The 24258-nt window shown below is 41.0% G+C and carries 25 protein-coding genes and 6 tRNA genes; 5 read left to right on the top strand and 26 right to left on the bottom strand.

Annotated elements, in window-relative coordinates:
• The first annotated feature begins 383 nt into the window (after positions 1-383).
• Positions 384-1391, top strand: coding sequence for a hypothetical protein (locus WKT03_RS06680; protein WP_340391293.1), 1008 nt, complete (start codon positions 384-386; stop codon positions 1389-1391).
• A gap of 269 nt (positions 1392-1660) precedes the next feature.
• Here the strand turns inward: WKT03_RS06680 and WKT03_RS06685 are convergent, their stop codons facing one another.
• The 3 genes from WKT03_RS06685 to WKT03_RS06695 all read right to left on the bottom strand — a co-directional run bounded on the left by WKT03_RS06685 (position 1661) and on the right by WKT03_RS06695 (position 4667).
• A complete protein-coding gene (locus tag WKT03_RS06685; RefSeq protein WP_340391294.1) occupies positions 1661-2644 on the bottom strand; it encodes a CPBP family intramembrane glutamic endopeptidase in 984 nt (327 codons plus the stop codon).
• Between the two features lie 36 nt (positions 2645-2680).
• On the bottom strand, positions 2681-4312 hold the full coding sequence (locus WKT03_RS06690; RefSeq protein WP_340391295.1) for an ABC-F family ATP-binding cassette domain-containing protein: 1632 nt from the start codon (positions 4310-4312) through the stop codon (positions 2681-2683).
• Positions 4313-4478: 166 nt separating this feature from the next.
• Positions 4479-4667: a hypothetical protein gene (locus WKT03_RS06695; protein WP_021943509.1), complete on the bottom strand. Its 189-nt coding sequence runs from the start codon at positions 4665-4667 to the stop codon at positions 4479-4481.
• Positions 4668-4936: 269 nt separating this feature from the next.
• Between WKT03_RS06695 and WKT03_RS06700 the strand changes: the two genes are divergently transcribed.
• Positions 4937-6229, top strand: a complete 1293-nt coding sequence (locus WKT03_RS06700) for an HlyC/CorC family transporter (protein ID WP_117823269.1) — start codon at positions 4937-4939, stop codon at positions 6227-6229.
• A gap of 237 nt (positions 6230-6466) precedes the next feature.
• Positions 6467-7234: a DUF1836 domain-containing protein gene (locus WKT03_RS06705; protein ID WP_243013958.1), complete on the top strand. Its 768-nt coding sequence runs from the start codon at positions 6467-6469 to the stop codon at positions 7232-7234.
• 247 nt (positions 7235-7481) lie between these two features.
• Here WKT03_RS06705 and WKT03_RS06710 read toward each other — a convergent pair whose 3' ends face one another.
• The 5 genes from WKT03_RS06710 to WKT03_RS06725 form a co-directional block, all read right to left on the bottom strand.
• Positions 7482-8153 (bottom strand): glycosyl hydrolase 53 family protein, encoded by a 672-nt coding sequence (locus tag WKT03_RS06710; protein ID WP_445293048.1) that lies wholly within the window; start codon positions 8151-8153, stop codon positions 7482-7484.
• The gene (locus WKT03_RS12640; protein WP_445293045.1) at positions 8087-8383 is read right to left on the bottom strand and encodes a glycosyl hydrolase 53 family protein; all 297 of its coding nucleotides are present in this window, start codon (positions 8381-8383) and stop codon (positions 8087-8089) included. Before WKT03_RS12640 ends, WKT03_RS06710 begins: the two co-directional genes overlap by 67 nt.
• Before the next feature lie 102 nt (positions 8384-8485).
• Entirely contained in the window at positions 8486-9238 is a 753-nt protein-coding gene (locus tag WKT03_RS06715) for a beta-galactosidase trimerization domain-containing protein (protein WP_173788918.1), read from the bottom strand.
• Between the two features lie 95 nt (positions 9239-9333).
• A complete protein-coding gene (locus tag WKT03_RS06720; RefSeq protein WP_173788917.1) occupies positions 9334-9504 on the bottom strand; it encodes a hypothetical protein in 171 nt (56 codons plus the stop codon).
• A gap of 185 nt (positions 9505-9689) precedes the next feature.
• Positions 9690-10694 (bottom strand): substrate-binding domain-containing protein, encoded by a 1005-nt coding sequence (locus WKT03_RS06725; protein ID WP_173788916.1) that lies wholly within the window; start codon positions 10692-10694, stop codon positions 9690-9692.
• A gap of 267 nt (positions 10695-10961) precedes the next feature.
• Between WKT03_RS06725 and WKT03_RS06730 the strand changes: the two genes are divergently transcribed.
• Both WKT03_RS06730 and galT read left to right on the top strand, forming a co-directional pair.
• A complete protein-coding gene (locus WKT03_RS06730; RefSeq protein ID WP_117785182.1) occupies positions 10962-12242 on the top strand; it encodes a galactokinase in 1281 nt (426 codons plus the stop codon).
• A 44-nt stretch (positions 12243-12286) separates the two neighbouring features.
• Positions 12287-13774: a UDP-glucose--hexose-1-phosphate uridylyltransferase gene (gene galT / locus WKT03_RS06735; RefSeq protein WP_340391299.1), complete on the top strand. Its 1488-nt coding sequence runs from the start codon at positions 12287-12289 to the stop codon at positions 13772-13774.
• A 129-nt stretch (positions 13775-13903) separates the two neighbouring features.
• Here galT and WKT03_RS06740 read toward each other — a convergent pair whose 3' ends face one another.
• The 18 genes from WKT03_RS06740 to WKT03_RS06825 form a co-directional block, all read right to left on the bottom strand.
• A complete protein-coding gene (locus WKT03_RS06740) occupies positions 13904-14215 on the bottom strand; it encodes a YerC/YecD family TrpR-related protein (protein ID WP_008401229.1) in 312 nt (103 codons plus the stop codon).
• 102 nt (positions 14216-14317) lie between these two features.
• Positions 14318-15784 (bottom strand): alpha-amylase, encoded by a 1467-nt coding sequence (locus WKT03_RS06745; protein ID WP_117808780.1) that lies wholly within the window; start codon positions 15782-15784, stop codon positions 14318-14320.
• Between the two features lie 41 nt (positions 15785-15825).
• On the bottom strand, positions 15826-17043 hold the full coding sequence (locus WKT03_RS06750; protein WP_008401227.1) for an LL-diaminopimelate aminotransferase: 1218 nt from the start codon (positions 17041-17043) through the stop codon (positions 15826-15828).
• A gap of 11 nt (positions 17044-17054) precedes the next feature.
• On the bottom strand, positions 17055-17891 hold the full coding sequence (gene dapF, locus WKT03_RS06755) for a diaminopimelate epimerase (protein ID WP_117785185.1): 837 nt from the start codon (positions 17889-17891) through the stop codon (positions 17055-17057).
• A 12-nt stretch (positions 17892-17903) separates the two neighbouring features.
• Complete coding sequence (locus tag WKT03_RS06760) at positions 17904-18455, bottom strand: ANTAR domain-containing response regulator (RefSeq protein ID WP_021943521.1); 552 nt, start codon at positions 18453-18455, stop codon at positions 17904-17906.
• 151 nt (positions 18456-18606) lie between these two features.
• Positions 18607-19938 carry a type I glutamate--ammonia ligase gene (gene glnA, locus WKT03_RS06765; RefSeq protein ID WP_008401224.1) on the bottom strand — a complete coding sequence of 444 codons (1332 nt, stop codon included), beginning with the start codon at positions 19936-19938 and terminating at the stop codon, positions 18607-18609.
• 219 nt (positions 19939-20157) lie between these two features.
• Complete coding sequence (locus tag WKT03_RS06770; protein WP_117808783.1) at positions 20158-20970, bottom strand: ABC transporter permease; 813 nt, start codon at positions 20968-20970, stop codon at positions 20158-20160.
• A 174-nt stretch (positions 20971-21144) separates the two neighbouring features.
• Positions 21145-21855: an ABC transporter ATP-binding protein gene (locus WKT03_RS06775; protein WP_340391306.1), complete on the bottom strand. Its 711-nt coding sequence runs from the start codon at positions 21853-21855 to the stop codon at positions 21145-21147.
• Between the two features lie 308 nt (positions 21856-22163).
• Entirely contained in the window at positions 22164-22427 is a 264-nt protein-coding gene (gene rpsR, locus WKT03_RS06780) for a 30S ribosomal protein S18 (RefSeq protein WP_008401221.1), read from the bottom strand.
• Positions 22428-22444: 17 nt separating this feature from the next.
• Positions 22445-22885, bottom strand: a complete 441-nt coding sequence (locus tag WKT03_RS06785) for a single-stranded DNA-binding protein (protein WP_008401219.1) — start codon at positions 22883-22885, stop codon at positions 22445-22447.
• Positions 22886-22900: 15 nt separating this feature from the next.
• Entirely contained in the window at positions 22901-23191 is a 291-nt protein-coding gene (rpsF, locus tag WKT03_RS06790; RefSeq protein ID WP_008401218.1) for a 30S ribosomal protein S6, read from the bottom strand.
• Between the two features lie 154 nt (positions 23192-23345).
• A complete protein-coding gene (locus WKT03_RS06795) occupies positions 23346-23522 on the bottom strand; it encodes a DUF951 domain-containing protein (protein WP_021943524.1) in 177 nt (58 codons plus the stop codon).
• A gap of 105 nt (positions 23523-23627) precedes the next feature.
• A tRNA-Phe gene (locus WKT03_RS06800) sits at positions 23628-23700 on the bottom strand.
• Positions 23701-23714: 14 nt separating this feature from the next.
• Positions 23715-23788: transfer RNA gene (locus tag WKT03_RS06805), tRNA-Met, on the bottom strand.
• A gap of 18 nt (positions 23789-23806) precedes the next feature.
• A tRNA-Tyr gene (locus WKT03_RS06810) sits at positions 23807-23888 on the bottom strand.
• A gap of 21 nt (positions 23889-23909) precedes the next feature.
• Positions 23910-23982 (bottom strand) — tRNA-Thr (locus WKT03_RS06815).
• Between the two features lie 13 nt (positions 23983-23995).
• Positions 23996-24067: transfer RNA gene (locus WKT03_RS06820), tRNA-Glu, on the bottom strand.
• Positions 24068-24079: 12 nt separating this feature from the next.
• Positions 24080-24151 (bottom strand) — tRNA-Asn (locus tag WKT03_RS06825).
• Positions 24152-24258: the final 107 nt, after the last annotated feature.

Consider the following 24258-nt stretch of genomic DNA (forward strand, 5'->3'; position numbering starts at 1 on the left):
TTCGTTAAAAAAAATTTACCAATTTGCGACACAGCTTATTTATACTATTTCCACAATTTTAGCTCAATTGACATACAATTTAAATCTTTGTCTTTCCGTTGTCTCATTTTTCGCGTAGTTGCAGTTCTCTTTCTGTATAACTCCATCTATATGTGATATGCACTGCGTATTCGTTAAAATGTATACGTTTTTACCACAACGCATATCGCCAATTCTGTTTTTTACAAGGTACACGTCTTTATGATCTGCTAAATACATATTCTTTATATTTCATTTCTTATATTTTCATTCTTTTTTCATACTCTTTACCACGCTTGCTTCTTTTTATCCATTTCCATCTGTGTTATACTTATCATTATTATATAAGTAGAAAAGGAAACACTATGAGCAACAACAAAAAGAAAAAGAAGAAAAACAACCATACCTCCGCAACTTCCAATGTACAGGCAAAAAAGCAGACTGCTGTGCAAACAGCAAAACCGGCTAAGGCACAAAATATCGAAACGAAACAGGAAACTGTCAATACTCAGGCTGCCGTCGAAAAGAAGGAACCGGTAAAGGTACAGACTATCGAAAACAAACAGGAGCCGCCGCACGAGTTCAAAGATCCACGCAAGGTTCCACCAAAGGAAGATCTTAAGATTGAGGACAAACTGGAATTTGCAACCATGTCCCGTAAGGAGCGTCGGGCAGCAAAAAGAAAACGATTAAAGGAAACGACCGAAGGAATGACCTTGGTGCAAAAGTTACAATACTTTTTATATGCGTATAAGATGGAGATCCTGCTACCGCTGATCGTGATCATCGCAATCAGCCTGATCGTAGTTGCATTCTTCCGCGGCAACAAACCGATCGCACTCTCCTACGCAGTTGTAAACTGTGAAGATCTGGAAGCACTTGATCCCTCTGTCATAGAAACTGATTATTGGAACTACTATAGTTTTGATGACAATTATCAGTTTCAGAAGGTTCTGGATCTGAAGTATGATCCAAGCACCAGCCCCAACGAAGCATCCAAAGATACCGAAAGCGGAAACTACATTGCATTTCCTACTCTATGTGATGAAAACTACTACGATATTATTATCACAAATAAACGAGGGTTGGAATACTTAAGTGAAAGCTCGATCATTCATACACTTGGCGAAGCCTTGCCTTCCGATCTGTATGATATTTTTACTGCTGATTACAATGACCGGATCACAACTTCTCCTGCTTACACAGGAAAGAGTGCTCCATACGCGATCAACATCAGCGATACCGACTTTGCAAAGAAACTGAATCCGGGCTACGACGATGTGTACATCTGTTTCCCTGGCGTTTCCGAAGACAACCAGAAGCGTGTCAAGCAGATCTGTAACTTCATCTTCGATCTCGGATTGGAGCTATAAATAATACCCATATAGAAGAAGATCACACAGGACTGTCTCTGAAGTGATCCAAATATAAATATACCCACTATAAATGACTTGCTGCGGTTTCTGCACGCAACACATGCCTGATTCGTAAATACTTCTGTGCTAACTCGCCTTCGGCTCAGACAAGCACCCGTATTTACTGGCAATGTGTTGCTTGCGACGAAATCCTCGCAAACGTCATGTTATAGTGGGTATATTCATATAACGGATCCACTCCGGAGACAGCCCTGTGTGATCTTCTACTATCCAGCTATATTCTGTTTTGTTTCTTTTCTATTATAGTAAAGCATTCCGAGGACTAAGACTACTGCCATCACGGCAGTTGCCACGATGCTGCCCTCCATGCCGAATTTACCGCCCGTCAGGAATATATTTCCCGGTTTGATCTCAGAGGAAAGAACAGCACTTCCTACGTTGGTTCCGCTGACAGAGATTCCATAAAAGGTTCCCTGCACAAAATTCCACATGCTGTGGTAGCCCGCTGCACCCCAGATGTCATTTGTTTTTATCACATACAGTGACAGGAATATTCCGATCAGCAGCAGGTTGAGGAATGCCAGAATCGTAAGTCCCGGATTCAACATATGACAGAATGCAAATGCCAGTGAATTCACCAGAACAGCTTTTACCGCCGAGCTTCGTTTCATCAGGCTTATCATAAAATATCCGCGGAATGCAATCTCCTCGCTGAAGCCCTGTACCAGAAATCCGATAAAATATAACAGCACGATCAACAGATTGCAGTTCCGGTTCCATCCCTTAATATCTACAAATCCAAGAGCAACACCTGCAAGTACGCAAAGAGAAAAGGATACCGCGCCAACAAGCAAGCCCTGTACATAATGCTTTGCTCCATCTTTCTTAACAAGTCCCATAGAATAATAGGAACGTTTTTCTATCTTATTACAATAGACCAAAACAGAAATGATCAGGATCAGTGTACAGAATAATGTAAGTATATACATCCCGTCTGTCATATTGGTTGCCAGTTCCATCATATCCGAGAAAGATGAATCTCCGTTTAAGAACAGTCGCTGCAGTTGGTCAAACATTTCCATATCTGACAGGAACAGGTACATTTCATATATTGCAGGAATCAAACCTGCAATAAAACTTCCGATCAGGAATACCAGAATAAACCGCCATATTTCCTTGCCAAACGAATAAATCTTTCCTTCTTCACCTGCACGTTTTGCAATCTCAGGCTTTACTAATCTCATATTCATATGAAACACCCCCTGTCTGCCACCTTAATCTCTGTCTTAATCTTCTCCTTCAACATCCATGTTCATGATCTGACGTTTTCTTGCAAGCTCATCATTTGCCAGATATTCATCGTATGTTGTCTGCTTATCGATCAGACCTGTATTGGTAAGTTCGATAATACGGTTTGCTGTTGTCTGTACGAACTGATGATCCTGTGACGAGAACAGAATAACACCAGGGAACTTGATCAGTCCATTATTCAATGCTGTAATAGATTCCATATCCAGATGGTTTGTAGGCTCATCTAAGATCAGGCAGTTTGGAGCCATGATCATTAGTTTGGATAACATGCAACGAACCTTTTCTCCACCGGACAGAACCTTTACTTTCTTGACACCATCGTCACCGGCAAATAACATTCTTCCAAGGAAGCCTCGTACATAAGTTGCATCCTTTTCTTCCGAATACTGTGTCAGCCAGTCTACGATGATCAGGTCATTATCGAATTCCTTTGTATTGTCCTTCGGAAAATAACCCTGTGAAGTTGTAACCCCCCACTTAAAACTTCCCTCATCCGGCTTTTCTTCTCCCGCAAGAATCTTGAACAGCATTGTCGTTGCCTTTGTATTTGGTCCGACAAATGCGATCTTATCATCATGTCCTACTGTAAATGATACATCATCTAACAGTTTCTCGCCCTCTACCGTCTTTGAGATATGTGATACAGTCAATACTTCATTTCCAATCTCTCTCTTTGGACGAAAATCAATATATGGGTATTTACGGCTGGATGGCTTGATATCATCCAGTTCGATCTTTTCCAGTGCTCTCTTTCTGGAAGTTGCCTGCTTGGACTTGGAAGCATTTGCCGAGAATCTCTGAATGAATTCCTGTAATTCCTTGATCTTCTCTTCCTTCTTCTTATTCGCTTCTTTCATCTGCTTGATCATCAACTGACTGGACTCATACCAGAAATCATAGTTACCGGCATATAACTGGATCTTTGCATAATCGATATCGGCGATCTGAGTACATACCTTATTCAAGAAATAACGGTCATGGGATACCACGATAACGGTATTCTCAAAGTTGATCAGGAATTCCTCCAACCATGCAATCGCATCCATATCCAGGTGGTTCGTAGGCTCATCGAGAAGGAGAACGTCGGGATTGCCAAATAACGCCTGCGCAAGCAGTGCCTTAACCTTCAGTCCACCATCCAGATCTTTCATCATCATATAATGATATTCTGTGTCTACACCAAGGCCATTTAACAAGGTCTCCGCATCGGATTCTGCTTCCCATCCGTTCATATCAGCGAATTCACCCTCAAGTTCAGAAGCACGGATACCATCTTCATCTGTAAAATCTTCTTTTGCATAGATCGCATCTTTTTCTTTCATAATCTCATACAGGCGCTTATTTCCCATGATAACAGTATCGAGTACTGTGTATTCATCAAACTTGTAATGATCCTGCTGTAATACAGACAGACGCTCGCCTTCGTCCATTGTGACATCACCCTTTGATGGTTCAATCTCTCCTGAAAGGATCTTCAAAAAGGTTGATTTACCGGCTCCGTTTGCTCCGATCAGTCCGTAGCAGTTACCCGGTACAAATTTAATATTTACATCTTCAAATAAAGCTTTCTTTCCAAATCTTAATGTTACGTTATTTGCACTTATCATCAATACACATACCTTTCCATTTTTCTAATCTAAAAGTATATCAATTAGTTGAATATGTGTCAATTATGAAAAGAACGTATGTGCCTGAAAAAGCCGGAAAAGGCTCATTTTCCAAGTCTTTTCCGGCTGACCGGTCAGGGGTGAACCCTTCAGTTCTGTTTTCCTGTTATTTCAGATTCTTTACAATTGGATCATAAAGATCTAATTTACAATGTTCGTCCTTGCTGAAATGGGAACAGTTTAAGCAGCTCTTTTCACCATCCGCTTTGTTGGTCATGCTGTTGCAATGGCATGTCTTTTCATAAGCACTACAACGTTCTGCTACCTCATGATAGGTTTCTGTTGAACTTCTCATCGTTCTTACCTCCTTGACATTTGTCAGTCTTTCTCGCAGATTTCATAGATCCGGTCATGCACCAACAACATCAGGCAATGATATCTGCATAACTGTCTATTATCATCTACATGCATTAGTATCTGCATCTTCTCCGTCATTTATTCCGAACATTACCGGATAGTGTAATGTTTATGTAAAACCATCATTTCTTAGCCATTCTGTTCTTGACAAGATTTCCGCTATTCTGTACAATCAAAAGCAAAAATATTTTTAGGAGATGATCTTTTTTGCACCCCAGTACAATTATCCAGTTATTTACAATTATTCTATTGATCCTGTTGTCGGCATTCTTTTCTTCTGCCGAAACAGCTCTTACAACTGTCAATAAATTCACTCTGCGTTCAATGGCTGACAATGGGAACAAACGTGCTGCCAGAGTTCTTAAACTGATCTCTAACAGTGACAAACTAATCAGCACAATATTAATAGGTAATAACATCGTGAATATTTCAGCTTCCGCTCTTGCAACAACACTTACCACTAATTTATTTGGAAGCAAGGCAGTCGGAATCGCAACAGGAATCCTCACCCTTTTGATCCTGTTATTTGGTGAGATCACGCCGAAAACGCTTGCCCAAAATAACAGTGTTAAAATGTCAATACTTTATGTGGACGTCGTACGGTTTCTGGTATATATCTTTACCCCATTTGTGTTCATCATCAACAAGATTTCTCATGTTATTTTCTGGATCTTACGAATGGATACAAACGGAAGCGCCAAATCCATCACCGAAGACGAGCTGATCACTATGGTAAATGTCAGTGAGGAAGAAGGTGTTATCGAGAACAAAGAAAAGGAAATGATCACAAACGTAGTGGACTTCGGAGATTCTCGTGTTCGTGATATTATGATTCCCCGTGCCGATGTGACCATGGTTCCTGTTACTGCCTCTTATGATGAACTGCTGAAGCAGTATATGGAGGTTCCTTACACCAGACTTCCTGTTTATAAGGATTCTCGTGATAATGTCATCGGTATTCTGCATGTAAAAGATTTATTTTTTTATAAAGCAACCCATGATATCAACAATTTTGATGTTGCAAAGATTATTCGTGAACCACTCTATGTGTATGAATTTCAGAAGACAAATGATCTTTTGACCAATATGAAATCCAGTTCTAACTCCATCGGTATCGTTCTGGATGAATACGGTGTCAGCGTCGGTCTGATCTCCATGGAGGATCTGATTGAAGAGATCATCGGTGATATCAAGGATGAATACGATGATGCAGAACATAATAACATCGTAAAAATAGATGATACACACTACAGCATCGATGGTGGCATCAAGCTCGATGACTTAAATGATGCTCTGGATCTGGATATTGAATCCGAAGATTACGATTCCATCGGTGGCTATATTATTCAGTTATTAGATCACCTTCCTTCGGTCGGTGATACTGCATCCGACGGAGCAATCTCCTGTAAAGTCACAAAACTGGATAAAAAACGTGTATCCAGAGTTCTTCTTGAAATCCTGCCACAGCCGGATACCGACAATGATGACGGCAACGCATAATGAAGTCTTGTCTTATATGACTTTTACCTGTACTAAAATGCCGGTATCGTGCAGGTATACAGATTCCAATATAATTCGTAATTTATAAAAATTCTGGCAAAACGCTTGTGTTGTGGTTTTTATTCCTATATAATAGAATACTAAGGTTATAAAGTCCTGTATTTCATATCATTTACATGAAAACAGGACTTTCCTATAGAATTCATACAGATTTGGTTACGTTTGGGAGAGATTCTAATGAATAAAAATATTACTCGCAGAAAAAAATTATTACAGATCGCAACTTCTCTAAGTTACATTGATCCGGATGATATACCCGAGATTGATCTATATATGGATCAGCTAACAACCTTTATGGAAGATAAGCTGAACGCTAATAAGCGAAGCGAAGAAGACAAGACCATGACGAAGACCATGATCAACAATTATACGAAAAACAACCTTCTCCCGCCCCCTGACAAGAAGCGTTACTCCAAGGATCATCTGATCATGCTGTTGTATATTTACTACCTCAAGAACTTTGTAAGTATCACTGATATCCAGACACTTCTTGCCCCGATGAATAACAACGACTGCTATAACGGCGAGTCCCCGGTCAATATCGAAGAGGTCTACCGCAAATTATTCAATTATGAGATTGATAACTATAACGATATTATCAAGAGCATTTTATCTACCTATGATAAGGCATCCGATATGTATGATCCGGAAACAGACGCTTATCTTCATGATATGTGTATGGTATCTATGTTGTCCGTCGATGTCTATGTTAAGAAGAAATGTATCGAGCATCTGATTGATGATATGCATTCCGTTCAGGAACAAACATTGAAGCAGAATGCACAGAAAGCAAAAACTGCCGAGAAAGCAAAGAGTACCGAGAAAGTTACTGCAATCAGTAAGGCAAAGACTGCCGAAAAGGTTACTGCAAACAGCAAAACGAAAGCTGTGGATAATACCAAGCCAAACCGAACAACAACCGGCAGTAAAAATAGCGGACGCTAAAGACAGTGTCAAAGAATAAAAGCACGAACCCACCAGCAAATAGATCCTATGCACTATATAAATACCGCTTTTCGGAAGCAGACATTTCTGTTCCGAAATAACAAAAGGCTGAACGTCTTGCACAAAAATGTACAGAACATTCAGCCTTTTATTATATTTAAATCCACAACAGAAATCTTGAATTTTCCATACCTGTCATATCATTTTTCTTGCTACTAAGCAATTGATATTTTTATCATTTACAATTTTACCTGTTAAAATCACGGATCACAGCAAGTGCAGGCAGGGCATTTCCATCATAATCGAATAATGCCTGATTCGCCCACTCATTTCCTCCCGGTCCTTTTTCTCCGGTATACGCGAGTGCTGCTTCTGTCGCCCAACCACATCCCGGAACCGGAATCCATGCAGGCTCCCAGTAATAGAAGCCTTCTCCACCCGGAATATCTGCGATCAGTTCCATAAGATCTTTCATAAATGAAGTCTGTCCTTCCTTTGTCATCGGATAATCCAGCTTCTCTACAAGCTCCGGCTTTGTCGCCATTCCTTTTAACTGATCCAGCGGTTTACCCTCGCGATCACGATAATCTTCCATTGTGAATCCCATCGAAGTCTCGGCAACAACCAGCTTCTTGCCGTACCTTCTTGCCATATCCCGCATATTAAACTCCAATTGTTCCATCGTGCCGTGCCAGAACGGATAATAAGACAAGCCTATAATGTCAAATGGTTCTGCTCGCTTTGTAAATTCGTCGAACCACTCCACATACATCTCATTAAAGCCACCATTGTCCAGATGGATCATGATCGGAATATCCGCCTGAATCTCTCTCACTGCACGGATTCCTGCATTCAGATACTTTGCGATCCGGTCAAACTCCGGTTTCTTACCGCTTGGCCAGAGCAGACCATTTGATATTTTTTTGCACGTCCGGCAAGAATAATCACTTTATTCAAATCGTTCGTCTCTGCGCCATATGGAGTACCATCCGACGCATAAGGATCATTCCAGAGTCTTAGTCTCACAAAATTTGTACCATATGCTTTCAAAATAGCAAATAAATCCTGTTCTACACCATTATCATAATACTTCGCACCACAGGCTTCTTCCTCCAGCAGGGTGGAAATATCCATTCCTTTTATAAACATAACATCCTCCTTTTAATACAGTTTCTGCCTATATATCTTTCAATAATCAACTCCATACTTCCGCAGCCTGCTTTTACAGTTTTTTCTGCAGTCCTGCATTTATTAGACATCTTTTACGGAGCAGTACTGATGATCTTTTAATTTATATTTCTCCTTTATAATTATCACATTTTTTGCACCACCAGAGATTTTTCCGTTTACAACCTGTCCACTCAGAAGTTCTGTCCCATTCACATTCAGAAGTTCTGCCGCCACATCGCCCTCATTGATATAAAAGGCATAACGGTATGTATCCGTATAACGCTCATGATATTCCACGTTCTCAGGCAGTTCCTTTATCCGAATTCCGGCATTTGTAATCAACTCTTTGATCAGTTCTGTCATTGATACCTGATCCAGTCTGCAATCCGTATAATATGCCCATCCGACTCCGGTCTGTTTTCTGGTTGCTGCCGCTTCCCCTGCATGGAAATCCTCCACATAAGTTCCAAGAATCTCTGCATCTTGCACCCGGATTTGTTCTGCATAATCTTTTACAGTTTCCTGTTTTTTATTTGAAAACGTCACATAATTCTTACCATTTGGATAATATGTATCCAGTTCCTCTATCGTTACACCAAACAATTCATTTAAACCACTTCCCGGGAAACCGCCCAGATAACAGAGTGTGTTATAGTCATGCCAGTTCACAAGTCCCGGAGCACTCTCCATCAGCATAAACGGACGATCCTTTTTCATTGAGCGCATCACTGCATGGTCAAATGCACTTCTTGTAAATGTATCTGTTAAGCTCTCATAATCATTATGAAATCTCGGATAGGAATCCCACGAGATCACATCTAGCTTGTCTGTCATCTTCCAGCAAACATTGATTCTACATTTTTCATTTTCATAACTTCTACCTCTTATCTTTCTTTTATATTCAGCGCGGATGCGCCACCCTACAAACTTTAATTATATCTATCCAATGAAAAAAATTCTCTCGTAGCTAACATATAGCACCATATAGATCCATCTTTAACCCTTATAAAATATGCTTTTTTCTTCTGGTCATGATTCCAGCTCACAATCTCATCATCATCGATAGTTACTGTTATTCCTTTGTTCATTACAAATTCCATAAAAACCCACCTTTCTCTACCCCCTATTATTTTACTAATCCTTTTTATAGCGGAGCGCATCGACCTTTGACACGCTCCAAGAAAAAGGATGGGAACTCATGCGTTGAGAGGAGGAAAACAATGCATAAAAAAAAGTAAGTACAACACACAATTCATGTGTTGCACTTACTTTACAACGAATAATTTTATTTTTCTGTGTATTCCATACAGGATTCCCTGACGACCAGATTACATGGAATCTCCGCCTTTAACGGGGTACGGATACTAAGGTTTGATGCCGCATAGATCAGATTAGCACCATGCTGTCCCATATCATATGCCGGAGCATTTACCGTTGTAAGTGCAGGAACTGTATATTCACTAAGCTCTGTATTATTAAAGCCAACAAGTGATATATCCTCCGGCACTTCCATGTCCGCTTCCTTGAATGCCTTTAATGCTCCTACTGCAAGAGCGTCACTGGCTGCAAAGATTGCTGTCGGATGTTCTTCAGAAGTTGCGATCACCTTACCCATCTCATAACCGGAGAATGTATTGAAGCTTCCCTCATACAGATATTTCTCGTATGGAAGATTCTTTTCTTTCATATATGCAATGTATTCTTCCAGTCTTGGATCAACCAGAAGCTCATGATTTCCCACATACTCTTTACCACCCATAAATCCAATCTTGCGATGTCCCAGATGGTACAGATAATCAAGCGCATCCCTTACCGCCTGTTTAAAGTCCATCGTTAGGGAAGTAATATTATAATGCTCCACCCTCATATCCAGAAATACAATATTACTGCATATCTCTATAAATGATTTTACTTCCTCCTGCGCAAACTTACCCAGGCAGATAATTCCATCACAACCACGCAGCATGTCCAGATAGTTGCTGTCATTCCGAAATACCCGAACCAGTTCAATCGACTGGCTGATACAGAAATCCTCGATTCCCTTTCTTGCGGACAGATAATAGCTATCTTTCATCTCATCCTCTGCTGAAAACCAAAGCACAAGCCCAAGCTGGAATGATTTCTTTAATCTGGCTGACTTTTTCTTTGTATAATGCAATTCTTTCGCTGTCCGAAGGACTCTTTCCTTTGTCTCCGGTAAAACATTTAATGTCGGATCATCGTTCAAAATTCTTGAAACTGTAGCCGGTGACACATTTGCCCGTCTCGCAATATCCTTGATTGTCGTCATAATATACCTCTTTACTCCATATTTATTGGACAAATTTACTATATTTTTACTAACCTAGTGTAACAGATTTTTTTTTATTTTTCAATCACTTTTTCAGTAAATCTTTACTAAAGTGTTGTTGACATTTTACTAAACACATGTTATCCTATCACTATAAAGAACAAACAGACTTAGAAAAACAGACACATCTATACAAGTAAACACACATTTACGCACCGTACAGATGTAAGCACATCAATTATCATGTATGATCAGGAGGATAAACATATGAAACATGCATCTGAATTAATAAAAGGCTTTGAATCAGAACAGTACAATGAATTATTAACCGATATCTATGTCGATGAGCATCTGCTCGCTTATCAGAATGGCAGATATATCGCCGCTCTTCAGGAATTCATCAAAGATTTCGGGGACACAGAGGTATCTATCTTCTCCGCTCCGGGCAGAAGTGAAGTAGGCGGAAATCATACTGATCATCAGCACGGTCAGGTACTTGCCGCATCTATCAATCTGGATGCGATTGCCATCGTTGCAAAGACTTCCGATGATAAGATCCAGGTTATCTCAGACGGATATGATCTCATTACAATCGACGCATCCGACCTTTCTCTTGTAGAAAGTGAAAAAGAAACAACAACGGCTCTGATCAAGGGTGTTGCTGCCGGATTAAAGGAACACGGACACGCTGTCGGCGGCTTCAAAGCATATATCACCAGTGATGTACTGATTGGTGCCGGTCTTTCATCTTCTGCAGCATTCGAAACAATCATCGGAACCATCCTGTCGGGACTTTATAATAATGGTTCCGTATCTGCAATCGAGATCGCGATCATCGGCCAGTATGCAGAAAATGTATACTTCGGAAAACCTTGCGGCCTGATGGATCAGATGGCATCTTCCGTCGGAAATCTTGTACATATCGACTTTGCAGATCCAGCCGATCCTATTGTTGAAAAGATCGACTTTGATATGGCAAAGAGCGGTTACAGTCTCTGTATCACTGATACAAAGGGCTCTCATGTAGATCTGACTGCTGACTATGCTGCAGTTCCTGCCGAGATGTGTGCCGTTGCGGAGATGCTTGGCAAACCTGTATTAAACGAATTAAGCGAACAGGATATTATCGACCACATGGCTGACATCCGCACCAAACTCGGCGACCGTTACCTGCTTCGTGCCCTTCACTATTTTGAAGAAGTAAAACGGGTAGAAATTCAGGTTGCTTCCCTGACAAAGGGTGATATGCCTGCATTCCTTGCAGCGGTTAAAGCATCCGGTGATTCTTCTTTCAAGTATTTGCAGAACGTATATACGAATAAAGATATTCAGGCTCAGAATGTATCTGTTGCTCTGGCTGTCAGTGATATCACACTTGGAAGTCACGGAGTCAGCCGTGTTCACGGCGGTGGATTTGCCGGAACTATTCAGGCATTTGTAGAAAACGATACTGTTGAGACGTATCGCCAGGCTATGGATCACGTATTTGGCGGAGGCTCCTGCCATGTACTGAAGATCCGTAAATACGGCGGTATGCAGGTACTGTAAAACAGACGACATGATAATAACAAATTTTATGGGAGGTTATGACTATGATAGAAACATATATCAAAGAATTGGTTACTTATGGTTTAAACAAAGGACTTGTAGATCCTGCAGACGAAATATATGTTACAAACCGTCTGCTAGAGTTATTCGACATTCAGGAATACAACGAACCGGCTGAGATTCCATCCCGTCCGCTCGTTGATATCTTAAACGATATGTTAGATTATGCATACCAGCACAAGCTGATGGAGGATGACACGATCACAAACCGTGATCTTTTCGATACAAAGATCATGGGTATGCTCACTCCTGCTCCATCTGTTGTACGGAAAATATTTGCTGATAAATATGCCGTATCCCCAAAGGAAGCAACGGATTATTATTATGCTTTCAGTAAGGCTACAAACTATATTCGTGAAGATCGTATCGCAAAGGATGAAAAATGGGTTACGGAAACGGAATACGGTCCGATCGATATTACGATCAACCTGTCCAAGCCGGAGAAAGACCCAAGAGATATCGCGAAAGCAGGAAAAGCAAAGAAATCCGGTTATCCAGCCTGTCTGCTCTGCCGTGAAAACGAAGGTTATGCCGGACATTTCTCACATCCTGCCAGACAGAACCACAGGATCATGCCTATTACCTTAGATGGACAGGCATATTACTTACAGTACTCCCCTTATGTGTACTACAACGAGCACTGTATTATCTTTAATGCAAACCACACACCAATGAAGATTGACCACGCTGCGTTTGTAAAGCTACTTGATTTTGTCCGGTTGTTCCCTCACTATACAGCCGGCTCCAACGCAGATCTTCCGATCGTTGGCGGTTCCATTTTAAGCCATGACCATTTTCAGGGTGGCGGCTATACATTTGCAATGGCAAAGGCTCCATATGAATCAAACTTTACTTTACCTGGTTACGAAGACCTGACAGCCGGTATCGTCAAATGGCCTATGTCTGTTATCCGTCTTCAAGGTTCTGATCCTGCACGTATCGCAGATGCAGCAGATCACATCCTGACAGCATGGAGAAATTACACAGACGAAGCTGCATATATCTACGCTTACACAGACGATACTCCACATAACACGATTACTCCGATCGCAAGAATGCATGGAGATCTGTTCGAACTGGATCTGGTACTTCGTAACAACATCACAACCGAAGAATGTCCGATGGGGCTCTACCACCCACACAGCCAGTATCATCATATTAAGAAGGAAAATATCGGTCTGATCGAGGTTATGGGTCTGGCTGTTCTTCCTGCAAGATTAAAAGGTGAAATGTCAGAGCTTGAGGATGCAATCTTAAATCACAAGGACATCCGCGCAAATGAAGCTATCGAAAAACATGCAGACTGGGTTGATGAATGGATTGGAAATTATGACATTACTCCGGAAAATATCCATGGAATCATCCAGAACGAGATTGGCAAGGTATTCTCAAAAGTTCTGGAATGCTCCGGTGTATACAAAAATACCACCGAAGGCAGAGAAGCCTTCATGCGCTTTGTAAATACCCTTTAATCCCCGCTTCGCTTCCTAATACCAAATATATAGGGGATTTTCTTCCCGCATGGTCGGGCAAAAGACAAAAATCCTCCGGGAATGGATCAAGTTGATCCATTCCCGGAGGATTTCCTGTTTTATATGTTGTTATTCTGAATCTTTCTTTTCTTTATCCAGATTCATTCTGCTGAATACAAGTTCATAACCATCTTTACCATAATTAAGAGATCTGTTCACTCTGCTGATTGTTGCTGTCGATGCACCGGTCTTCTCGGCAACTTCCAGATAAGTATTATCTTCCTTTAACATCTTCGCAACCGCAAATCTCTGGGCTATGGACAGCAATTCATTTACCGTACAAACATCTTCAAAGAAATTAAAACATTCCTCCTCTGTCTCCAATGTCAGTATTGCTTCAAACAGATCACGGACTGCTTCTGTATGTACTGTCTTTCCCATAACTCATACTCCTTTGCCACTTTTATGCTGTGAAAATCCGGATCATCCTCAGACTTTCATGCACTTTTACAATCTAAAGTATTAATATGATAACTCAATTTCTTATAATTTGCAATCTTTTTTAATCCAGATTGCAAGTCCCTGACGGTTTACATAGAATTCGCCGCAGCCTTCTTCATCGATACGGATATCATACTTTGCATTTCCCATTACATCTGCGAAATGACAGCCTGCAAACTGTCTTCCGACATACATGCGCTTTGTTCCGCCGGTTCCATCTGACATAATAACTGCCAGACCGGAATTCTCATGCTCTGCATCTCCTTCTCTGGTAAAGCCGACAACATCCGGATGATCAAAGTAGTCATGCTGTGTTCCGTATGCATATTTCTTACGAAGCTTTAACAGTTTGTTCATGATTGTCTTTCTGGACTTGATCTTAGCCGCAGGAATGCCTTCATAATCACCCATGAACATACATGGATATCCCTGTTCTCTTAATAAAATGATCGCATATGCCAGTGGTTTAAACCACTCTGCTACAGCAGATTCCAGCACACCTCCCGGCTGTGATTCATGATTCTCTACAAATGTAACTGCCTTTGCAGGATTACTCATCATCATGGAGCCATCCAGTAACCGGCTCAGATCATATTCTCCTTCTGCAACGGATGCATCATGGAAACTGAAATGCAGCGGCACATCAAACATAGATGGCTGATTGTCCGCAGACGCGATGTAATCATTGATATAGTCACATCTCCAGTGCCAGAAGTCACCTACCGTAAAGATCTCTTTTTCTTCTTCTCCGGCATTCGAAGCAGCTTCTGCAAAGTCTCTGATGAACCATCCCGGAATCTTCTCTGCTTCCTGGAAACGGAATCCGTCCACTCCGGTCACATCCTCATACCACTTCGCCCATGCCATTAATTCATCATATACTTCCTGATTGTACAGATCCAGCTCACTGCCTATGATATAATCATATTTGCTGAGCTTGTATTTCTTCTCTGCTTCCATCTCTGTCATACCAGACAGTTCGCAGACACGTCTCTTAAAATCATCCTGCTGCCAGTCAATCCCTGCAAAATGATTCCAGTTCCATTTGAACTTGGAATACTTGCTCTTTCTGCCCGGGAAGGTGAACTTCGACAAGGCTCCAACTATCTTTTTATTACCGATCATCTGCGGAATATCCTTGGCATTAAAATCTGCTGCCGTAACCTTCTCCACAGAATCTGCGCCTAACTTCTGTCTGACTGCGATATCTGCATATACATTGATTCCCTGTGCCTTCATTGCATCGATTGCTTCCAGATATTCTTTCTTTGTACCATATCTGGTTCCAACCGAACCCTTCTGATTAAATTCACCCAGATCATACAGATCATATGGCGCATAGCCCCTGTCATCTTTTCCCGCTGCCCCTTTGGTTGCAGGTGGAAACCATACAGCAGTTGCACCGAGCTTTTTCAATGTCGCTGCATCCTTTACCGCTTTCGCCCATAATGTCTGATCAGCCGGTGTATTTGCATTAAAATACTGCACCAGCAGTCCATTATCTTTCATCTTGCTACCTCCACGATTATATAGTTAATTGCCCCCCGCTATTATAACGCTTTAATTCTCTCGATTGCTTCTACTGTATTCTCATATGTACCAAATGCTGTCAGTCTGAAATATCCTTCACCACTCGGTCCAAAGCCTGAGCCCGGTGTACCTACGACATTTGCATTTGCAAGCAGATAATCAAAGAACTCCCATGAAGTCATCTTATCCGGTGTCTTTAACCAGATATATGGTGCATTCACACCGCCGGATACGGAATAGCCTGCTGCCTTTAATCCATCATAGATCACCTTCGCATTGTTCATATAATATGCAATCTGTGCCTTTGTCTGTGCTTTACCTTCTTCTGAATATACAGCTTCTCCTGCTGCCTGAACAATATATGGAGCACCATTAAACTTGGTTCCATGTCTTCTAGCCCATAAACCATGAAGTGCAACACCATTTGCATCCTTCAGATCCTTTGGTACAACTGTAAATCCAAGACGGGTTCCGGTAAATCCTGCATTCTTCGAAAAGCTTCGAAGCTCAATCGCACAGGTTCTTGCACCTTCGCACTCGTAGATAGAATGTGGTACATCGTCTTCACTGATATATGCTTCGTATGCTGCATCATAGATGATCACAGCTCCGATCTTATTTGCGTAGTCAACCCATTCCTGAAGCTGTGCTTTGCTGATGGTCGCTCCTGTCGGATTATTTGGGAAACACAGATATATAATGTCCGGCTCCTCCTTTGGGAATTCCGGTGCAAATCCATTCTCCTCCAGACAAGGCATATAGATCACATCGCTCCAGAGTCCGGTCTCTTTATCATAAGTTCCGGTTCTGCCTGCCATTACATTTGAATCTACATAAACAGGATAAACAGGATCACATACAGCAATCTTGCTTTCCGGTGCAAAAATCTCCTGAATATTTGCAGAATCGCTCTTTGCACCATCACTTACAAAGATCTCATCAGCAGAAATATCAACTCCATGGTCAATATAGTCATTCTTTACGATGGTATTTCTTAAGAATTCATATCCAAGATCCGGTGCATAGCCCTTAAATGTCTCTGCTACCGCCATCTCATCTACAGCCGAATGCAGTCTCTCAATAATAGCAGGAGCAAGCGGCTGTGTTACATCTCCGATGCTCAGACGGATAATCTTCTTATCAGGATGTGCCGCACTGTACTCTCTCTGTTTCTTTGCTACTGTTGAAAATAAATAGCTTCCCGGAAGCTTCAGATAATTCTCATTTGCCTTAAACATGTCATTTCCTCCTAAAATCTGTCAGTCTCGCCGTCAAACACTACCTTGGCCGGACCTGTCATGTATACCTTATTGTTCTCTCTATCAAAACGGATGATCAGATCGCCGCCTAATAATTTTACGGTTACCTCATCATCTGTCTTTCCATTTAATACACATGCAACTGCAGTTGCACATGCTCCGGTTCCGCATGCCAGTGTCTCTCCAGTTCCTCTCTCCCATACACGCATCTTTACGGTATGACGGTCGATCACCTGAACAAACTCCGCATTCACACGGTTCGGAAATACTTCATGATGCTCGAATAACGGACCAGCTTTCTCCAACGGGAAATGTTCTGTATCGCCTACGAACATAACTGCATGTGGATTTCCCATGGATACACAGGTCATATGATAATCCACACCTGCTACTGTGATCTTCTCGTCGATCACCTGCTCTTTATCTGAACGCACAGGCACCTGATCTGCCTTGAGGATCGGCGCACCCATGTCAACTGTTACCATATCAACCTTGCCGTCCTTTATCACAAAATCCAGATATTTGATTCCGGCAAGTGTCTCTACAGATATCGAAGTCTTATCCGTAAGTCCATAATCATATACATACTTTCCTACACAACGGATACCATTTCCACACATCTCAGATCTGGAACCGTCTGCATTATACATATCCATTGTAAAATCTGCTTTATCGGATGGCTTAATCAGGATCACTCCATCACTTCCAACACCAAAATGCCGGTCACTCATGGCAATCGCCAGTTTCTCAGGATTTTCTACCTTCTCTGAAAAACAATTTATGTACACATAATCGTTTCCAAGACCTTCCATCTTTGTAAACTTCATATTCGTGCCTCCTTAAAACAGTGCTGTATGTTCCAGTATCATATATGCCATTTCAACAATATTGATACCATTATCCATGCTCTTTTTCTGCAGATACCGATGAGCGCCCTGCTCATCAAATCCATTATCATTCATTAATTTCAGCTTTGCAGCCTTAATTACCTTTTTTTCATCTTCTGTGCGTTCCTTTGGTTTTGTCTTGCGTTTTTTACGCTCCCACAGAATATTTTCAACCGTCAGTGAAACAGTATTGATAAAATCCTGTGTACGAAGTGGCATCGGCAGGCATGTAATTCCACTTTCTCTACACGCCTCGTAATGCACACGAGATGCAATCACAAGCATATCAAAATAATCCGGTATATTTGCCGCCAGCTCCGAAAATAACATATCCGGATACTGGTATCCGCATATAATAAGACCATCATCACACGCATCTGCTGCCTGTGCTGCCTGTGCTCCGGTCGTACATACCTGAGTTACATTGATTCCATGTCGAACCAAAAGATTTTTTATGCTTTTTGCTTCTTCTATCTTTGCAAATAGTACAATTACATTTACCAAAACAACAACCTCTCACCCGACCAGTTTCAGTTCCTTATATTTTCATGGAACAAATTGATTCTATAATATAGCAACACAGGCACCCATAAAATGGGTGTCTGTATTACTCCTTGATGCTTCTTCGGTTTTACTTAAACATACTGGCTTCTGATCAGACTTTGTAAAGGTAATTGCTGATCTCCCAGTCAGTAACCTGTCTGGTATATTCGTTCCACTCATCTAACTTTGCCGATGTATAACGTGTAAAGATATGCTCACCAAGTGCTTCCTTCATGAAGTCACTGTCTCTCATACATAAAACAGCTTCTCTTAAGTTTGCCGGAAGGCTCTCGATGTGTCTTGCTTTCTTTTCTTCTCTTGTTAATTCAAAGATATTGCTGTCAACACTTGGTACAAGTGGAAGCTGTCTCTTGATTCCGTCTAATCCGGCTTTTAAGCATACAGCCATTGCCAGATATGGATTTGCTGTTGGATCCGGGCAACGAAGCTCTACTCTTGTTCCTGCTCCTCTTGCACTTGGGATACGAACCAGCGGGCTTCTGTTTTTTGCTGACCATGCAATATAAATCGGTGCTTCATAACCAGGGACCAGTCTCTTATAAGAGTTTACTAATGGGTTTGTGATTGCTGTCATCTCTCTCATATGTTCCATGATACCTGCAATGAAGTAATATGCTTCCTGACTTAAACCAAGCTTATCATTATCATCTGCAAATATATTTTTGCCATCCTTTGATAAAGACATATTCATATGCATACCGGAACCACATACGCCATACTTTGGTTTTGGCATAAATGTAGCACACAGACCATGCTTCTTGGCAATTGTCTTAACAACGAGCTTAAATGTCTCGATGCTGTCGGCAGTCTTTAATGCCTCGCCATACTTGAAATCTATCTCATGCTGTGCAGGAGCAACCTCATGGTGGGAAGCTTCAATCTCAAATCCCATCTGTTCCAGTGTCAGTACCATATCTCTTCTGGCATTCTCACCGAAATCAAGTGGTCCAAGATCAAAATAGCTTGCACGCTCGTAAGTATTCGTTGTTGGTAAGCCATTCTCATCTGTCTGGAACAGGAAGAACTCACATTCTGGCCCTACGTTCATCATGTAACCCATATCAGCAGCTTCCTTCAATGCCTTCTTCAGAACATATCTTGGATCACCTTCAAATGGAGTGCCATCCGGCTTATAAACATCACAGATCAGTCTGGCAACCTTACCCTGCTGTGGTCTCCAAGGGAAAGTCTCATATGTATCATAATCTGGATATAGATACATATCGGATTCCTCGATTCTTGCAAATCCTTCAATAGAAGAACCATCAAACATAATCTTGTTATCCAGTGCTTTTTCAATCTGACTTGAAGTTATAGCAACATTCTTAAGGTCTCCAAAAATATCTGTAAACTGAAGTCTGATAAACTCTACATCATCTTCTTTTACCATCCTTAAGATATCTGCTTTCGTGTACTTACCCATAATATACTCCTTTTCATTACTTAATGTTGATATAATGCAGCGTCTGGTTATATAAAAGTATTCCACTGTTGCATTCTTTCCTGTGGACAGACTCCATCCACATTAAAGTTCTTAATAATCATAAACGCATCCCTTTATTTTGTCAACGAAAACCACACTTTATCATAAGGCTTATCGGTCAAATATCTTCACATAGCCGGCAGCGTTCATTTTCTGTTTTTATCTTTTTTTCTTTGTAAATACAGTATTGCCAATAAACACCGCAAGCCCGCCATAGCCGACCGCTTCTATCAATCCTGTTATAGTTTCCCGCACAGTAGTATCTGTATGATCGATATAGGCAAACTGTTCGATTGCGGATAAGAGCCAGTACTTGCGGAGAAACACATCTCCATCAGCAAGAATCTGATCCAGACCTGTTATCACTGTTGAGAATAAAAGTACAATAATGAGATTCACCGCAACTGCCATTCCTGCATTTTTTACATTCATCGCAACTGCCATATAGATATAGGAAGAAACTACATACATAACAAGCATTAAAAGAAACACTCGGATAAATCCTGTCACATCCTCGCGTTCGATTGTTCCATGCCAGAATATCGCCCCGGCAATCAACGATACAGCTACATATAAAAGATAACCGATGCCTGCTATCACCGTTGTCGCATATAATTTAGCCATATAAATCTGACGTGTCTGATACCCGCGTTCCAGCATCAGCGAATAGACACCATTCCGTTTCTCTGCCCCGATCATGATCGTGATCACGATTGCATACAAAATAGAGAGAATCTGCATCAGTGAAACAGCGATTCCGGCACAGTCAAACAGATTTATGTCTGTAAATGCATCCACATCCGTATCATATCCACCCGCTGCTTCCATCAGCTCTCCAGATATCATATGTGTTGCAGCATAAAACAATGCAAATCCAACCAATACCATTCCAATGATCACAATGCATGCAATACGAAATGTCTTATTCTTCCTGATTCTGTAATTCTCTGCACGAATGATCTGATTCATCATTTGTTTCCTGCCTTTCTGTCTTACCTGTTATTTTCTGTACAGCATGTTATTTTAATCTACTAGCCCTGTTGATTTCTCTAATGTATTCTGGTTCTGTCTTTCCTCTTGTTTATTATTCTGATCTGCTATATCGTTTTATAATTTTACTTGATATTCTACACTTATGCTATATGTTTACGTTGTTTTTTGGAACCGTGTAATAATATAATCCTCAACTGCTTCCTCGCTGCCTGCCTGCTGAAGCAGTTCTTCTTTTGTATATTCCATACAGATCCTGCCATGATCCATAACCAGATACCGATTGCAAAGTTTTACCAATTCACCGATCACATGACTGCTGATCAATATTCCGATTGACCGATCCTCATGCATTGCCCACAGACGTTCTTCCAGATCCTGCATCCCCTGTACATCCAGACCGTTTAACGGCTCATCTAAGATTAAAAGTCTCGGATCACCGAGCATTGCAACCGCTATGCCAAGTCTCTGTTTCATTCCAAGTGAATACCTGCCAGCCAATTTCTTTCCGGCTTCTGCAAGCCCCATCTGGTGCAGCAGGCTCTCATATACTGCTTCATCCTCTACCCCAAATAATCTGCCAAAATATCGAAGATTCTCGATTCCAGACATATCAGTATATATATTTGGATTCTCGATCAGCGTTCCTACGTCCTGCGTTCTTCGTTCTCCTGAAAAACTGATTTCTCCCGAATCAACCGGAATACTTCCTGCAATTGCCCTCATCAGTGTCGTTTTACCTGCTCCATTGCCGCCCAATAACCCAATGACATCCCCTGTCCAGATAGACAATGATACATCATCCAATACTGTACGTTCCTTATATTTTTTTGTAACATGATCTATCTGTACGATCTTCTCTGCCATAAAGGTCTCCTTGCATTCTTTTTTTGTGCTAATCCTTTTTTCATATTGCTAATTATCCATTTATTTTTCATCTAACAATATAACTATACCTTCTATATTTAATAATATCTTTAATCAAAATTTTATCCCAGATGATTCAAGACGTCAATATTGCATTAAATAAGTCAAATGTTGTTTTTCATATAAACACGAAATCCGCATTTGGCTTATTAACATAAACATAAAAAGGATGATTGTGAATCACTTCACAACCATCCTTCATTTTTCAGATTGTATGCACACCCTACGGTGTAACCAATGAATATAGATTAATCTACTACGTATGGTAAAATTGCAATCTGTCTTGCTCTCTTAACTGCTACAGTTAAAGCTCTCTGATGCTTAGCACAGTTACCGGTAATTCTTCTAGGAAGGATCTTACCTCTTTCAGAGATGTATCTCTTTAACTTGTTTGCATCTTTATAATCGATAACAGCAGTCTTATCTGCACAGAATACACATACTTTCTTTCTTCTACGAATATTTCTTCTCTTCATTGGAGCGTCTGCTCTATCTGTCTTTGTATAAGCCATTGTATTTACCTCCTTCTTTACTTGAATGGTAAATCATCCTCTATACCTTCCGGAATACTCATAAAACCTTCTGCACTTGCATTTGCAGGTGAAGGTCTGCCAGCTGGCTGATAACTTCCGCCATCTGATGAAGAACTTCCTTTGCTTTCAGCAAATTCCTGGTCTTCGATAACAACATCTGTTGTATATACTTTGTTTCCATCTTTATTGGTATAACTGCCTGTCTGGATTCTTCCAGTAGCCACGATCTTTGTACCCTGTTTCAGATACTTTTCAGCAAATTCTGCTGAACGGCCAAAAGCAACACAGTTAATAAAATCTGCGGTCTGATCACCATTTCTGTTAAAACGTCTATCTACAGCGAGAGTGTATCTGGCAATTGCCATCTGATCATTCCCCTGAGAATATCTGATCTCTGGATCTCTTGTTAAACGACCCATTAAAATTACTTTATTCATACGGAATTCCTCCTATTACTCAGCGTCTAAACGAACGCAAAGATATCTGAGAACAGGCTCCATGATACGAACATTAGCTTCAAGCTGTGCTGGTACATCAGCTTCTGCATCGAACTGAATGAAGTAATAGTAAGCTTCGCCCATCTTCTGGATTTCATAAGCAAGCTTCTTAAGTCCGCAGTCTTCAACATTAGTGATAGTTGCATTAGCTTTCTCGATGTAAGCCTTTACTTTCTCAACTGCTGCTGTTCTAGCATCCTCATCAATCTTTGCATTAACTACTAAAGTTAACTCATACTTGTTCATGTAATTGCACCTCCTTATGGTCTCTGGCCCATATATGATATATGAGCAAGGAAATATATGATTATTAACACATCACAGAACAAAATAATATCATAAAGGTTCCCATGTTGCAAGAATTTTTTTATTATTTCAATACTTTTTTTCTATTTTATTGCTATTCTATAAAACCTTTAAAATTCTTTTCAACTAATTTTCTCGGTACCATCACCTGATGATCACACCCTTTACATTTCAAACGAAAATCCATACCAACGCGAAGGATCTCCCATTCATTTGCACCACATGGATGCGGCTTCTTCATCTTAATTACCTGACCAACATTAAACTCCATACTGCACACTCCTTATTTATCAACACCTGAATCTGATTTTCTCTCAGTCTTTTTACAGATAAAAGAAAAAGCTGAAATCGTTATGATTTCAGCTTTTCAAAGTCATGCCCAAAGCTGGAATCGAACCAGCGACACGAGGATTTTCAGTCCTCTGCTCTACCAACTGAGCTATCTGGGCATATTACATAATAGTAGCGGGGACAGGATTTGAACCTATGACCTTCGGGTTATGAGCCCGACGAGCTTCCAGACTGCTCCACCCCGCGATATAAATAAAAAAGAAATGGGCGGAGGTGGATTCGAACCACCGAAGCATTACGCAGCAGATTTACAGTCTGTCCCCTTTGGCCACTCGGGAATCCACCCATTTTTTGCTTTTCAGCAAAAAGCCGATGATCGGACTCGAACCGATAACCTGCTGATTACAAATCAGCTGCTCTGCCAATTGAGCCACATCGGCATATTAAATTAAATGACCCCAACGAGATTCGAACTCGTGTTACCGCCGTGAAAGGGCGATGTCTTAACCGCTTGACCATGGGGCCTTATAAGATTAGCTCCCCGAGTAGGGCTCGAACCTACAACCCCTCGGTTAACAGCCGAGTGCTCTACCATTGAGCTATCGAGGAATAACACCTGGTATACCACGGCGTACTCATCAAGCCTAACACAGATTCAGGTTGATGTCAATACTTTTTATTTCATGTACCTTCAGAATTTCATACAGAAAGTCTTA

The sequence above is a fragment of the Coprococcus sp. HCN-4056 genome (assembly GCF_037892645.1).
Taxonomy (GTDB): domain Bacteria; phylum Bacillota; class Clostridia; order Lachnospirales; family Lachnospiraceae; genus Coprococcus; species Coprococcus ammoniilyticus.